This window comes from Flavobacterium sp., from assembly GCF_044376915.1.
Classification (GTDB): Bacteria; Bacteroidota; Bacteroidia; order Flavobacteriales; family Flavobacteriaceae; genus Flavobacterium.
Genome location: NZ_JBILKB010000010.1, coordinates 24,463 through 41,078, shown reverse-complemented (window position 1 = coordinate 41,078; position 16,616 = coordinate 24,463). Strand labels below are relative to the sequence as shown.

Annotated in this window: 10 protein-coding genes; 9 read left to right on the top strand and 1 reads right to left on the bottom strand. The window is 27.3% G+C overall.

Annotation, left to right across the window (positions count from 1 at the left end; translation table 11 throughout):
- The coding region (locus ACIQ6Z_RS02145) for a PKD-like domain-containing protein (protein ID WP_396209290.1) at window positions 1-3,753 on the top strand (3,753 nt) is incomplete at its 5' end.
- Window positions 3,754-3,761: 8 nt separating this feature from the next.
- Window positions 3,762-4,742 carry a PorP/SprF family type IX secretion system membrane protein gene (locus tag ACIQ6Z_RS02140; RefSeq protein WP_396209289.1) on the top strand — a complete coding sequence of 327 codons (981 nt, stop codon included), beginning with the start codon at window positions 3,762-3,764 and terminating at the stop codon, window positions 4,740-4,742.
- 334 nt (window positions 4,743-5,076) lie between these two features.
- Here ACIQ6Z_RS02140 and ACIQ6Z_RS02135 read toward each other — a convergent pair whose 3' ends face one another.
- Entirely contained in the window at window positions 5,077-6,003 is a 927-nt protein-coding gene (locus tag ACIQ6Z_RS02135) for a WYL domain-containing protein (RefSeq protein WP_396209288.1), read from the bottom strand.
- Between the two features lie 96 nt (window positions 6,004-6,099).
- Here ACIQ6Z_RS02135 and ACIQ6Z_RS02130 point away from each other — a divergent pair, with 96 nt between their 5' ends.
- The 7 genes from ACIQ6Z_RS02130 (at window position 6,100) to ACIQ6Z_RS02100 (ending at window position 16,615) form a co-directional block, all read left to right on the top strand.
- On the top strand, window positions 6,100-6,645 hold the full coding sequence (locus tag ACIQ6Z_RS02130) for a hypothetical protein (protein ID WP_396209287.1): 546 nt from the start codon (window positions 6,100-6,102) through the stop codon (window positions 6,643-6,645).
- A 7-nt stretch (window positions 6,646-6,652) separates the two neighbouring features.
- Window positions 6,653-8,593: a hypothetical protein gene (locus ACIQ6Z_RS02125; protein ID WP_396209286.1), complete on the top strand. Its 1,941-nt coding sequence runs from the start codon at window positions 6,653-6,655 to the stop codon at window positions 8,591-8,593.
- Between the two features lie 10 nt (window positions 8,594-8,603).
- Entirely contained in the window at window positions 8,604-10,286 is a 1,683-nt protein-coding gene (locus ACIQ6Z_RS02120; protein ID WP_396209285.1) for a WG repeat-containing protein, read from the top strand.
- Window positions 10,287-10,313: 27 nt separating this feature from the next.
- A complete protein-coding gene (locus ACIQ6Z_RS02115) occupies window positions 10,314-13,430 on the top strand; it encodes a WG repeat-containing protein (protein WP_396209284.1) in 3,117 nt (1,038 codons plus the stop codon).
- Window position 13,431: 1 nt separating this feature from the next.
- On the top strand, window positions 13,432-14,490 hold the full coding sequence (locus ACIQ6Z_RS02110; protein ID WP_396209283.1) for a hypothetical protein: 1,059 nt from the start codon (window positions 13,432-13,434) through the stop codon (window positions 14,488-14,490).
- Between the two features lies 1 nt (window position 14,491).
- Window positions 14,492-15,103 (top strand): hypothetical protein, encoded by a 612-nt coding sequence (locus ACIQ6Z_RS02105; RefSeq protein WP_396209282.1) that lies wholly within the window; start codon window positions 14,492-14,494, stop codon window positions 15,101-15,103.
- A 108-nt stretch (window positions 15,104-15,211) separates the two neighbouring features.
- Entirely contained in the window at window positions 15,212-16,615 is a 1,404-nt protein-coding gene (locus ACIQ6Z_RS02100) for an MBOAT family O-acyltransferase (RefSeq protein ID WP_396209281.1), read from the top strand.
- Window position 16,616: the final 1 nt, after the last annotated feature.

Here is a 16,616-nt window from a genome sequence, read left to right as displayed (position 1 = left end):
CCAACGATTACAGGTAACTTGGTTATTTGTGCTCAAGGCACTACTCAATTAACAGGAAGCGCAACTGCAGCTACGACAAGTCCTTGGACTTCTTCGACTCCGGGCGTTGCTACAGTAAGTTCAACAGGATTAGTAACAGGAGTAATTGCTGGTACTACTACTATAACATATACTAATTCTAATGGTTGTCAAATTTCTACAACAGTAACGGTCAATCCTAAACCGATAATTTCAAATAAAACGGCGACTATTTGTAGTGATGAATCTTTTACTATTATTCCATTAAATAATACTCCAACAGAAATTGTTCCAATTAATACAGTTTATACATGGGCAGTTTTAAATAATCCAGATGTTACAGGAGAATCAAGTGGTGGACCACAGTTATCTATAAGTCAATCACTAACTAATGATACAAATATTGTTCAATCAGTTATTTATACGGTTACACCAGTCTCAGGGGCATGTATCGGCAATACATTTACAATTACTGTAACAGTTAATCCTACACCAAAGGTTATTAACAAACAGTTTGAAACGTGCAGTGGAGAATCTTTTAGTTATTTACCAATCAATAATGCTCCAACAGAAATTGTACCTGTTGGAACGACATATTCATGGACTTATAGTGATAATCCAAATGTAGCAGGTGAAATAAATGGTACAAATCAAATGCAATTTGAACAGTTAAATTTAATAAATATTACAAACATTAATCAGATTGTTGTCTATACTGTAACAGCAACTTCTGGTTCTTGTTCAAGTACTTTTGAAATTGAATTGACTGTAAAACCAAAACCTTTTGTACCAAATCCATCAGGTTTAACAGATACAAGATGTAGTGGAGACACTTTTGTTATTGTTCCACAAAATGGAATTCCAACATCAGCGACAATAGTTCCTGCAGGTACAACTTACAGCTGGACATTTACTGATAATCCAAATGTTAGTGGAGAATCTATTGGATCTGGTCCAACAATTACTCAAGTATTAACAAACTTAACTAACGTTAATCAAAGTGTTCAGTATACAGTAACTCCTTTAAGTGGAACTTGTCAAGGTCTTCCATTTACAGTAGTATTTTGGGTAGAACCTAAACCATTTATACCTAATGTGATTGAAACTGTATGTGATGGTGGTTCATTTATACTGACACCAGTAAATGGTTTAGTACCAACAACGAATACAATTATACCAGATGTAACATTATATTCTTGGACAGTTACAGGAGGAAACGTTACAGGAATGACTACAGGAACTGATCAGCCATTTTTTGATAGTGGTATATTAGTTAATGATGATACTAGTGTTCAAACAGTAACTTATACAGTTACTCCAACCTACTATGTGACATCAAATCCTGGCATTCCAAGATGTATTGGAGATCCATTTACAATAACGGTATCTGTAAATCCAGGAGTTGAAGACAATGCTGATGTTACTAATATCGCATGTAGTTATAGTCCGCTATGTGGTGGTAGTATTGTTTTAAATCCAACAGGTATTGGACTATTTCAGTATAATTGGACTTATACAGGTACAGGAATTAATGCAATAACGAATCCAAGCTTACAAAATCAATATAACCTTTGTCCAGGGAACTATCAAGTTGAAATTACAGACGCGTTAAACTGTACTTATACGTTTAATTATGTGATTCAACCACCAACACCTATTGTAAGTACATTAGTAACGTTGCAAGATATTTCTTGTAATAATGTTAATGTTCCTCCGTGTGATGGGTATATAGAATTAGCAGTAAGTGGAGGTACGCCATTTACCACTCCAACTGCTTATACATTTGAATGGTATAAAGAAGGACCAACAGGTGTATATAATACAATAGTAGGGGTAGGAAGTCCAATATTAATGAATGCTTGTGTTGGAAATTATAAATTAAAGGTAATTGATGCAAATGGTTGTATACATTGGTCAAATGTTTATCAAATTCAAAATCAGTTTACATTAATTAATTTGGTAGAAAATATTTCTAATTACAATGGTTTTGAAATATCCTGTTTTGGAGGAAATAACGGTTATATCCATAATACAATTTCAGGGGGTTCTGGTACCTATAATTATACATTATTGAATCAAACTACAGGTGTTTGGATAGTAGGACCAAGTCCAACTCAATTGCCATCAGGATCAACAATTTTAAATTTTGATAATCTTGTATCAGGATCATATCAATTAACCATTAGTGATCCTTTTTGTCCAACAAGTATAGTTAGAAATTACGTTTTAGATCAACCTACTTTACTTCAGGCAAACTTTACATTGATTTCTCCAATTCAATGTTTTAATGGAACTGCTACTTATAATATTACTGCTACCGGTGGTGTTCCTGATTACACGGGCGATGGGATACATACTTTAGGAGTTGGTACATGGCCAATTACTGTTACCGATATTAATGGATGTGAGGCTGTGGTTACTATTACTGTTGTAGGACCTCAAGAACTTCAGGCTCAAGCTGTAGTTTCCTCACCAATTTTATGTTTTGGTGGTACAGCTAGTGTTACAATTACTGCTTCTGGTGGAACAGGAATTTTAACGTGTAATGGCGTTAGTTTTAATAGTGGTCAAAGTATTATTTTTACAGGTGTTCCAGTGGGACCAAATACTTATACTATTACAGACGCAAATGGATGTACTAAACAAGTAACTGTTACGGTTACTCAGCCAAGTCAATTAACTTATACAATTGATAATGTTCAAAATCCGAATTGTGATCCTGATCGTTCGTATTCAAATGGATCAATTTGTATTACAATTAGTGGTGGAACAAATCCAACTCCGGTAGGAACAGGATGGGTAAATATTGGAGGTAATAAATGGTGTTTGAATAATCTTTCGGCTGGAAATTATACTATTAATGTTACTGATATTAATAACTGTACCTCTTCGGGTGCTCAAGTAATTACATTAACTAGACCAGCTCCATTACAAGCCTTTGTAAATAACAATATTCAAGTAAATTGTGCTACTGCAACGGTTACACAAAACAACTATGTGTTTGCAAGTGGTGGAACAGGAAATTATACATTTAGTTGGTCAGGAGGAAATGCATGTAATCCTGCTAACCCTCAATGTATGACCACGACGCAAAATGGAAACTATATTGCCTATATAAATGATTCAGAAGGTATTGCAAATGGTTGCCCACCCATAGAAGTCCCATTTAATGTTAATTTAATTCAAATTGGAGAGGCATCATTTACATATGATTCATATGCATTTGCAAATTGTAATGGATTAGCCATAAATGATCCTATTCAATTTACAAACACCTCTACAGGTAATTATTCTTCAATTAGTTGGACGATAAATGGACAGGCCATATCAAGCCAAGAATCATTTGTTTATTCTTTTGATGAGGAGGGTGATTATACTGTAACTCTTACTGTAAATTATACCATTGCAGGTGTAACATGTACGTATACAACTACAGAAACCATAAAAATCACAAAAGGCTATGATATTATTATACCAAATGCATTTACACCAAATGGAGATGGAATTAACGATACAATCAGACCTTTATTTAAATGTATTGATAAAATGGAAATGAGTATTTATGATACTTGGGGTTCATTGTTGTATTTTGAAGAAGGCTTGTCATTATTAGGTTGGGATGGTACAATCGATGGAAAACAAGCTGAAAATGGAAACTATATTATTGTAGTTAGAGCAACTACATTTGCTGGTAAAGAATTATTTATTAATGGACCAGTTACACTGATCAAATAATTATGAAAATGAAAATTATTAAAATAGCTGTCGTATTGTTTTTTGTGAATAATGTGTATTCACAAGATCCTATTTTTACTCAGTTTTTTATGGTACCTGAAACCTTAAATGCTGGATTTACGGGTGCAAAAGCATCTACAAATGCTGGAATTATTCATAGAACGCAATGGCCTGGTATTGATTTTAGTATCAATACCCAATATGCCTATATTAATAATTGGTTTGAAGAAATTAATAGTGGTTTAGGAATTTCTATATTGAATCATAAAGAAACCAAAACAAGATATAATTTTACACAAGCCAATATCAATTATTGTTATGCTATTCAATTAAATGATGAATGGTATTTTAGGCCAAATATATCATTAGGATTTGGTACTAAGGATTTTGGCTTTAATAACTTATTACTTGAAGATCAGGTTAATATTTTTGATGGTATTATCAATACAACAAGTATTGATCCAATTCAATTGAACGAGCAGCTTAATTTTTTTGATTTTAATGCAGGTTTATTATTTAATAATGAAAATTCGTGGTTTGGACTTAGTTTAAGACATTTGAATCGCCCAAGTATTTCATTAGAATATCAAGGGAATAATGCTCTTGATATTTTCCTATCAGCTCACGCGGCCTATCAAATTCCGCTTAACGGATACTATAGAGACTACGATGAAGAAGGTTTGTATTTTCTTGGTAATTTTATGATGCAGGGACCTTATAATAGATTAGATGTTGGATCTCAATATGTATTTGATAAATTTTCATTTGCCCTATTAGCGGCAACAAATCCTATGAAAGCAGATCCCCAAAGTCATTTTTTAACATCAATAAATGCAAATGTTGGATTCAAATGGGAAGGTTGGAAATTTGGTTATTCATATGATTTTAATATGAGTAGAATTGGATCTACCGGAGGAGTATATGAAATTTCAATTTCTTTTGATTTTGGAAATACAAAAGACTGTTTTGGATGTCCAACGTATTATTAGAATTTACTTTTTTCAAATGATCATTATTTCAATAATAAATTTATTAAGAATTCAGTTAATTTAGTATTCTTTATTTATGTTTTTGATTTTTGTTCATTGAGCATTTGATTTAATAAAGATTATAATAAAAGTCAAAAATAGTAGAACTTTTTTCATGAGTTCAAAATAAAAAGTTAATTGTTATTTTCATTAGATTAATATATGAACAGAATTAAATATTCTAATTTAATAATTTAAATTTTTCTATTTGCTGGGATAGCATCTTTAAGTTGTGATTAGCGAATTATTAGTTATACTAGTTAATTCTTTCAGTTCTTTTGATCTAGGTTTGGAGCTATTTATTCTCTGTAAAAATATTTTTGTAAACAAGCGGTTTTTTGTTTTTGATAACTTTTATAATCTCCTCAGTCGTTTTCGTATATAAATCTTTTAAAATTTGCGGCTCTTTTACTTTACAATTATACATCCAGTAGAAAAGCCATCCAATTAATTCTCGGTTGATCCCAGAAGTTATCTCCATTTCAATAATATTCCCTTTTTTTCTAAATTTTTGTGATTGATGCCAAAAATGTTCTTTGATAAAATTTCCAGTTATCGAGGTAAATTCAATTACTATCTTATAAACATTATTGTCAAAGTTCTTAGTTATACCAAAGCGTTTAATCATCTCTTCTTCATATATTATTAAATGATCTTTTTTTTCAAAGACTTCTGTAAATTCTGTAAAAGATATATCTTTTAATTGTGAGATATCGAAGATTTGATATGTTTGTTTTTTTGTGTTATATCCACCAATATAGTATGAACCTCTATGTTTGATAATTTTTAAAGGCATGAACAAAATGTTTGTTGAATCAAAATTATAATTATCACCAGTAATATCATTTTTTAATTTTTTAATTTTTATAATTTGATTATTGGAAATAGCATTTCCAATAATTTTTAAGTTAGGTTTAATTTTATCAGAATCAATTATTTCAAAAAAATTTGATTTATCAATATAAAAATATTCATTGTCTTCATTTTTTATTGATTCTTTAGTTGAAATGATATAAAATATGATGATTTTTTCACTAGTCCTTTTTTTAATCAGTTTTTCGCTTGCTTTTATTAATATAGGTAATTCTTTAACATCTCTTTGAATCTGTCTGATGCCCAGATCAATATTCCATGAGTATAAAAATTTTTTAATATCATTATAACTTCCTTTATTTTGTTTTAAATAATTATAAATTAATTCAATTCTTTTAAGTTGTTGCATGTTTTTTTAACGACAATATACGACGTTTTTGATTACAATTAAAAAAATACATTCAATTTTTAGTAATTTTGTTGATTAATAATAAAATTTATTACTATGAAAAAAAATATTATACCTTTTGCGGTTTTGTTTTTAACTCTAATTACTAATATTTCATGTGGAACAAAAAAAGTTTCTGCAAATAGTGATGCAAAAGAAGTTGTACTTCCAATAACAAATTTTCAATCTGACAAATTATTTTTGAGATCGATTTCTAGTGGGAAAAGCCCAAATATGTCATTTGCAAAAGAATTAGCTTATAAAAATGCGACTAATGATATAGCAAAAACTATTGAAATCAAAGTTAAATCTTTTATGGAGGATTATGCGAGACAGTCGGATATAGAAAATTCAACGGATTATAAGGCTGAAACTGAGCGTATGGCGACATATTCATCTAATCAATCTTTAAAAAATGTAAAAATTATTAAAGAGAAAATTTTTCAAAATCCAGACAATACCTATACTTATTGGCTTGGAGTAGAATTGTATAAAGAAGATATTTTCAATTCAGTAAAAAATTCTATATCAGATTCAAAAATCAAAGCACTTCATTCAGAAAAAGTTGAGTTTCGAGATACATTCAATAAAAATTTCGAATAACTAACACATGAAGAAGTTTATTTTATCATTAGTTTCATTACTACTTTTTTATTCTTGTGGTGTTTTTAAGAAAAGTGCTATTATTCAGCCTAAATGGGTTAATGAATCTTATAGAGCTCAATTTTTTCCTGACGATGAATATTATATTTATTTTGAAGAGAAAAATATTAAGGAATTTACTTCTCAGTCAACAAAAGACATCAAATTAGAGTTTGGCAGGGAGTTAAAAAATCAGTTAGTAAAGCAAATAGTTGAAAAAATTTCTTTTTCTACAACTTCTTCAGAACTACAAACTGAAAATAATAAAATAGATTATATTTCCTCTGTACTTCGTGAGTCTTCACAAACAGCAACTGCAACCTTAATTGGATCAAGGGAAGAATATTACATTGATAATAAAATGAATTCAATTTCAGCCATTATTTATGTTAAAAAATCAATTTTGGCAAAGGGTTACAGTTCTATTTTAAATTCTAAAATAGAACTACTTAAGGGGAAAATTGATCAATATATTAAGTATGATTCATCAGAAGAAAATTCACCGCTTAATTCAATTAATTTGGAGCTTATTTCTATACAGAATGAGATGGAAATATATGCAATATTAGTAGAAAATAAAGACTCTGAATTAATTAATAAGTACAATAATATGTACGAATCATATAGGGTGTTAAATTCTAAATTTGGAAATGATGCCAATAAAATTGAAAGTTTAATTAATCAAGCAGATGAATTGTATTTGGCTCAGGCTGGTTTTGAGAGTATTTTAGCAAAATTAAATGAAGCATTATTATATGATGCAACTAATGCTAAAGTTATTAATAAGAAAAATGAATATAAAAATAGATGGGTATCAGTATTAACTTCAGATTTGAATTCAAAAATAAGTATTAAAGAGTATCAATCTGCAATATCAATTATAGATAAACTATTAGTTGTTGATCCAAATAATGAGAATGTTTATGCTGAAAAAAAGAGAAACATTATTGTTGATTATTTCAGATTTACACTTACTAATATCAAAAAATTAATTAATAATGGTTCTTTATTTGAAGCCATAAAGCAGCTTAATCAAATTTCAAAATATGCCTATGTTGATATCAAAGAATTTGAAAAAATTAAATCTGAAATTGAAAATATCAGTATTGACAATGCAATAAGTGTTTCACAAAATTACATTTTTGAAAAAAAATACGATGAGGCCCTAAATCATTGCAAGCAGAATTTAATTTTATATCCAACTAACAGAGAGTTGCAAAAAATATTAAATGAAGTTTTAGAATTAATTTCGAAAAAAAAGAAATTAGAGTTATTACAAAGTCGACCAACACGATATGTGTTTGAAATTAATTATAGTTTATCGCATTTACCTTTAATTGTTCAAGATAAGAACATTGAACAAAACGATCCTATAGATTTTTCAAATGTTGATTTTGGTAATAAATTGGGTTGTTTTCAATTTGGATTGTATCGGAAAGTTAATATTAAACTGAAAGAAGTTAATTTTGGTAAAAACAGTAAATTTCATTATTCACAATTAGGATTGAGAACGAGTTTTTTAGATCTTTCAAATAATTTATTTTATGATGACAATGGGATACCATTTTCTTATGGGAAAAGTAATATTATGCAAATTGAAGCAAGTTTTATTTGGCGTCGTTTTTTTATGTTTAACCTAGGATATCTTAAAGAGACTTTACCATTAATCAATGCAAATACAACAATTACAGGTTTAGAGAATAATTATTTTTGTTCTTCAATTGGAATTCGAATTCCATTTGATTTTATACATTTAACAGCAGATGTAACGGGTTATTCAGATTCTGGTAAAATTATTAAAGCATATGCAAAGGCTGGCGTTTCGATAAATATTGGCTTTAGTAAGAAGTATAATTTAGATGATGAAAAATATATTGAAAATGAATTAATAAGTTTGAAAAACAAATAAAAATAAAAATATGAAAAAGATCAGTTTATTGTTTGTTGCAATTTTAACAATTGTAAGTTGTAGCATGTTTAATTCTAATGAAGAGATTGAGTTAATTCCTTTTATTCAAAATGGAAAATATGGCTTTTTTGATTTAGAAGGAAAAATAGTTATAAATCCTCAATTTGAATATGCAACAGTTTTTAGAGAAAATCTAGCTTTAGTTAAAACAACTGGTGATAATGGAAAATGGGGATTTATAGATAATACAGGTAAAATTGTTATTAATGCTAATTATATTGATGCGACTGTATTTCAGAATGGTTTAGCCTGGGTAGTTTCTGAAAATTCTGCTCCAACAGCAATTGAAAAGAATGGTGAGATTAAGTTTGTTTTAAAACAAGCTAATAGAGTTCATTTATTTTCAGATGATTTAGCTGCTTTTTCAGTTAAAGATACCACAAGTAATGAAAGTTGGGGATTTGTAGATAAGTCAGGTGTACAAATTATAACTCCACAATTTAATGAAGTGAGAGATTTTAGCGGGAATATGTGTGCTGTAAAAAACAAAGATGGTAAATGGGGGTTTATTGATAAATCCGGGAAAATTATTATTAATTACCAATTTGATAACGTTGAAAAATTTATTGATGGAAAAGCAATTGTATATTTGGATAATAAAGCTGGTGTTATTGATAATGAAGGCAAGTATGTTATTAATCCACAATTTTCAAGAGCAATTGTAGATGATAAATTAATATTAATTTCTCAAGATGAAAAATTTGGATGGTGTGATGAAGAGGGTAAATTTGTTATAAATCCTCAATTTGAGTCCGCCCAACCATTTAATGGTGGAAAGTTAGCTTCTGTTCAAAGTGGAGATAAATATGGTTTTATAGATGAAACTGCTAAAATTGTTATTAATCCACAATTTGATTTTGCGACTTCTTTTTTTGGAGAAGTATCTTTGGTGAAATTAGGTAGTAAATTTGGGTTAATTGATGAAGATGGAAAATATAAAGTTAATCCTATGTTTGATGGAATTTCTATGGATTTTTTCGAATATTTATATAATCAGAACAGTGTAAAAAGTTCAATTGAAACTGATTTTCTTGATGTGGATGCTCTTTTAAAAGTAATTAATGTTGAAAGTCCAGAAAATCTAAGTTTTAATGATGAGTTTAATACTATTGTTTCTAAATTAAATAAAACCCAAGAAGATTTTAGTGCATATTCATCAAGTCATTTGGTTTTTAATTCTAAAAAAATCAATAGTAACGCAAGTTATTCGTTTTTATTCACCGGAAATGTGAAGGCAATGAGTGATGATACTTATGAATTTTATATTACAAATGAAAAGCCAGAGACGTTTGTTTATACAATTAATTTATTTGGTAATGCTTATGGTAAAGCAGAATCTATTCAAAAAGCATTTGAAAATAAATTAAAAGGATTTAATTTGATGAAAAAAGGTTTTGTTCAGGGAAGGTATGCAAGTGTTTTTAAAGGTCCCAATTCATTTATTATTTCATGGAATTTAAGTCCAAGTACACCAGTATTTTATATTTGTAATCCAAAATTTGATATTTCTAGATTTTTAAATCGCATTAAATCTGATGAGGAAGAATCGTATTCACAAGAAAATATTGATGTTGAAGTATCTTCATATGACCAAGTTGAATCGCCTGCTGTTGATACAACATATGTAGATTAATAGGTTGCTATTTATAAAATTTTATTTATGAAAAAAAATATATTGTTATCTATTATTTTAGGATTTTGTTTTCATTCAGAAGTTAACGCTCAGTATCGTCAACTCCGACTTGCCAATGAAGATTTGATGAATGAAAAAGTTGATAAAAATAAAATATTAGAGAGAATAAGTAAATATGAAAAAGATGAAGGTGTAAAAGCTGAATCAAAGTATATTAAAAGTAAGTTTCTTCGAAAGACGTCTAATGATCTTTCGGTATTGGATACAGCATATATATATTTTAAAGAAAGTTACGATGCTTTAAATACTTATGAGCAAAAAATAAAAGATGAGCTATGTAAAGAGATTCTTTTTTGTGAATATAATTTTTCAACTGAAAATAATGAATTTGAGTCTTTATTATTCAAAAGTAATACCTCTGAAAATAAGTTAGATATTATTGAGTTGTATATAAATAAGTATCCCTACAGTCGTTTCAATGATAAAGCTATCGTTTTACGTGACAGTTTAGAACTAAATAAAGTAATCACACTAAATGATGAGTTTGCATTAAATGATTTTTTGATCAGAAGACCACAATCGAAATTTTTTAGTTCTACACAGCAATTGATGTTTTCTGTTGCATTTGAGAAAACTAAAGCTTCAAATTCTAAAGAAAAATATGAAGAGTACATTAATACTTACCCAAAATCGCCATTTATTAATGATGCAATTGATTTTGTAAGTACTAAAATTTGGGAAGAAATTGAACCGAAGAATATTAAAGAATTGTTTTTAAAATTCATTAATGACTATCCGAATAGTAAATGGGTACTTCAGGCTAAAATTAAAATTGAGAATATTGATTGGACTATTGCTCTTGAAAAAGATGAGTTATCATTTTTTGAGAATTTTGCTTCAAATTATCCAGATTCAGATAAGATAATTATCGCAAAAAATAAAATCAAGGAGTTTAAAGAAATTGTTTTACCCTATTTGAATAAAAATAAAAAGTATACTTTGTTGAATATTGGTACTTTAAAATTTATTGGTGAAAACGAATATGATAATATTTTTCCTTTGAATAATGGTAAGTTTATTGTTTCAAAATATAAAAAATATGGTGTCATAGATTTATTAGGAATTAACATAATTCCTATTACATATGACTGCATAGAGTTCACAGGTAATAATTTTATTTTGAAGCTTGGAAAAAAATATGGTGTTTTTAATGATCAAGGAGAAAAAATAATTGATTTTATTTTTGATACTATTACATCCACTGAAAACAATAATTTTATTGTTTCCAAAGATATTTCAAAAAACAAAACTACTTTCGGACTTATTAATTCTAAAGGTGAAGGAATATTTGATGCAATTTACTCTTCAATTTTAGAGATTAATCCATCGATATTTAAAGTATCATTGGGTGGATTTAGTTATTTAATTAACGAAAAAGAAGCAATCATATCCCAAAAATATGAAAGTATTGACCCATTAGATTTTAGTGCTGTTTCAAAAAACACATTACTTGTAAAAAATAAAAATAAATCAGGCATTATTAATAGTAAAGGTGAGTTGGTAATCCCATTATTATATGAGGATATTGAATTTGCTGGTGATTATTTCATAGTATCAAATAATTTGCCAAAAATTGGAATCCAATACGGTATTATTGATATTAAAGGTAAAGTTATTTTACCAATTAAGTATAAGACTATAATATATACTTACAAAGATTTATTTATTATTGATATTAATAGTAGCCCAAAATCGTCAACTATTAATAATAAGTTATTCAAATCATCAACTAATAGCTTTTTAACCAATGATAGTTATGATGAAATGTCTCATATTGGAAATGATATTTTTCATGTTGAGAAAAATAAGTTAGTAGGTTTTATTAATGAATCTGGAGAGGTTGTTGTAAGCCCAATTTATCAGCCGGATTTTGATAGAGCATATTATCGTGAAGGTGATGGAGATTATTATCCAGAACCTGATGGCGCGGGTGATTATGAAGAAAGTTGTTATATTTCGATTAATCGTGATGAAAATTTAGCTAATTATGAAATAACTAATAATTCTGTTTTGCTCAAGGTTCAACTTCAGGATAAAGTAGGTTATATTAATCAAAAAGGCGACATAATTATTCCAATTATTTATTCTTTTGGGGATGATTTTAGAAATGGAATTACCAGTGTGACTACTCAAGACGATAAGAAAATTGTTATTGATGCAAAAGGCAATATAATTATTGAAAATGCCGACATTCTATATTTTTACAATAATTCAAGATATGCATTAATCAAAAGTGAAAGTGAATTTTATCGCTTGGATGTTCAAACATTAAAATTAGAACCCTATACAACAATAAAAGATATGGACAATATTGAACATTTCAAAAAATATAAAGTTGTAAACTATAAAGATTTTGATGTTTATGTGACATACAAAGATCAAATATTAATGGCTAAAGGAATTGATTTCTCTGATTATAATTTTAAAAAGAAAGTTAATGAATCTAATGTGTTATATAATTCAGGTAGATATGATGAGGCTATTTCCCAATTATTAGCTTTATATAATGAAAGGACTGATATCTATGAGGTTCCATTAATATTAGGTAAGTGTTATTTAGTATCAAAAGATTTTAATTCAGCTTTGAATTATTTTTCAAGAGCAATTAGTATTAATCCTGACAATACAGAAGCGTATTTTGAAAGGTTTTCATTGAATTACGACAGAAAATATTGGAGTGAGGCTAAGAATGATTTATTAAAATTAATGAGTTTAGATTCTTCATATGCCGATAGTTATTCGTTTCAATTAGCATATTGTTACGGCGAATTAAATAATTCGAATGAGGCTTTTACTATTTATAATAAAATATTAAAGACAGATACTAAAAATTCATCAGCTTACAATAATAGAGGCGTAATTTATCAAGCAAGAGGAGAATATCAATTAGCTCTAAATGATTATATCAATGCTCTTAAAAACAGCAAATATGAAGATGATGAATCAAAAGGTCTTTATTTGAATAATGCTGCTAATATGGCAAATAAATTAGGCAAAAAAGCTGAAGCATGTGCATATTGGTCAAAAGGAGCTGCTTTAGGAAATGAAGATTGTATTCGTAATAAAAGATTTAATTGTAAATAGCATGAAATTAATATTTTCTTTTTATTTTTTAATAATATTTATCAATGTTTCTGCCCAGGTTGAAAAGAATACTGAATCTGATATTTTTTACAAAGAAGAAGTTCAAGAAACTTCTAATAAAAATGCATTAAATTCTCAAACTAATACCCAAAATAATACTTTTGAGAATTCTAATTTCACAGAATTTATAAATAATAATAAGCCAATATTTTTAACAGGAAAATCATCTAATCCGACAAAAAACTCTGATTATTATGGTAATATGGAATTATGTTATAATTCTATATTTGATGTAGAAAATTATTCAAATGAACTTCGGAAAACACCATTAAGAGAAAGAGAAATTCTTTATTTTTCAAGAGTGTTAAAGGATGAAATTATTGAAGCAAAATCAAAGTCTAAAACATACTATTTGTATAAAAATGCTTTTAATTTCAATCAAATCAGCCGTAATCCTATAGAATTAGATGATAATTTTTTAGCCCCTATTAAGTTGTATTTTTCAAATTTTAAAAATCATTCTTCGATTCAGCAATCTGTTAAATGTTATGTTAAATCAAGATTAGATGATTATAATTGGAAAAGTGAATTTGACAAGGAAGACTATATAAATATTGTAACTCAAAAAATTCTTGCTAATTTAAAGTTGAATTTAGTTCAAAATAATAGTTCTTATTTTAAAATTTATGAAGGTGAATTTGGGAATTATAATTTTGAGAATAACACATATAATTTAGATTTGATTGAACTTATAGATATTTCTGATTTATTTAAAAGTGATTTTAATTCCAATATGTATTTAAAAGGAGAGAGAAATTATAACAATTATGTGCAAAATGGAATGGAATTTAAATGCAATCCAACGATTGCAAGACAAATAGCGGACCTTTTTGGTTCTGAAAGAAAATTAAATGTTAAATTGGAATTAATACCCGGTTCGACTAATTCAAATTTATGTATTTGTGGAGATTGTTATGAAAATAATTTTCTAATTAAGTCTATGTTATTAAGTAGAGATACTCATTTTAATGAAAATAGCTCTATTAGAATTTATTTTTAATATGAAATGGTTATTATTAGTAATTATTAATATTAGTGTCTTTGCACAATCCGAGCCATGTAATATTATTAATGAGATAAATAAGGATAAATGGATTTCTATTTCAAGTAAAATAGAATCATTTGAAGCCCCGTTTTATCTGACAAGAAAAGAACTTTTAAGTATTGTAAGTCCAGAATATATTTCATATTCAAATTTAATGAATGAATTAGAATTAATTCTAGTGAAATCAAATCTATTAATTAATAGTAATAACATTGATTTATCTTTTGGCCCTTTTCAAATGAAAACTAGTTTTATTTTAAATACTTTAAAAAGTGTTCCGAATAATAAAATAGAAGATCAAGTATTGAAGAGAATTAAAAATAATAGGGTACTAGTTGCTAGTGATATTGATTATTTGAATAAAATTGAAAACCAGTGGAAAATATTGAGATTTTTCGAATTCAATAATTATAAAATTTATGAAAAATTTTCTTTAGAGGGTTTATACACTATGTACAATAGGGGGGGCGCTCTAAAAAATAAAACAATTTTTTCAAAGATAAAATGTAAAGATTTAGCCTATGAAGATTGGTGTGCTGAATTTTTAAAGTTATTATTAGGTATCTAATAAATTAATTACTTACTGAAATGATGCATTCAAATTCACATAAGTATTAGTATCGTTTATCTTTTTCAGGGAATTTAAATTTAGTATTCAAACAATTAATTATAAATAATGGTATTTTCTAGTTTATTTTTTATTTTTTTATTTCTACCTCTAAATTTAATTTTTTATTTTACCGTTAAAAACAGAAAATTTAAAAATATTATTTTAATTGTTTTTTCACTTATATTTTATGCTTGGGGAGAGCCTATTTGGATTGGATTACTATTATTATCCTCTTTTATTGATTATTTAAATGGACTATTTATAGATCATTATTATGGCAAACCAATTGCAAAATTAGGTCTCTACAGTACTTTATTTTTTAATCTTGGAATTTTAATAACATTCAAATACTCTGATTTTATTGTACAAAATGTAAATTCAATTACAAGTCTAAACTTTAAAGAACCTGGTTTCTTAATGCCAATTGGAATTTCTTTTTATTCCTTTCAAACGATTTCTTATACTATAGATGTTTTTAAAGGTGAGGTAAAAGCACAAAAATCATTTTTTAATTTCTTGTTATTTGTTTCACTTTACCATCAATTAGTTGCGGGACCTATTGTTAGATATTCTCATATTGCTCAAGAAATAAATGAACGAATTTTTTGTTGGAATGATTTTAACAATGGCGTTTCAAGATTTTGTATTGGTCTTTTCAAAAAAGTTTGTATTGCTAATATCGCTGGTGAAATATGTTCGCATTATTTAACTAATGATTTGTCTAATATTTCTGTGTTGGGAGGTTGGTTTGGTATTATCACGTATAGTATCCAAATTTATTTTGATTTTTCCGGATATTCAGATATGGCAATTGGATTGGGTTGGATGTTTGGTTTTCATTATCATGAGAATTTTAAGTACCCATATATTTCAAAATCAATTACCGATTTTTGGAGAAGATGGCATATTTCATTGGGTACATTTTTTAAAGATTATGTTTATATCCCACTAGGTGGTAATAAAAAATATATCTTTAGAAATATTCTAATTGTATGGGCATTAACAGGTTTATGGCATGGAGCTAGTTGGAATTTTATTATTTGGGGCATTTACTTTGGTATATTATTATTAATTGAAAAATTAATTTTAAATAGTTTATTAAGTAAATTACCTATTGTAATTAGACACATTTATGCATTGTTTTTCATTGTGATTGGTTGGGCTATTTTTTACTTTACAGATATAAATCAGCTTTTTTATTTTATTAAACTCCTTTTTAATTTAACAAATCAAAATCTATATAATTTGGAAGTTGAAAATTTGTTTTTTGAAAATGTATATTGGCTTGGAATTGCTATTATTTTATGTGTTCCAATATATTCCTGGTTTTATAAATTTATTAATTCCAGTAAATTTCTAGTACATTTTATACCTTTAATTACAATACTTCTTAATATTATATTGTTAACTTGTTCAATCATTATGTTAGTAGGTAGTTCTTATAATCCATTTATTTATTTTAGATTTTAAT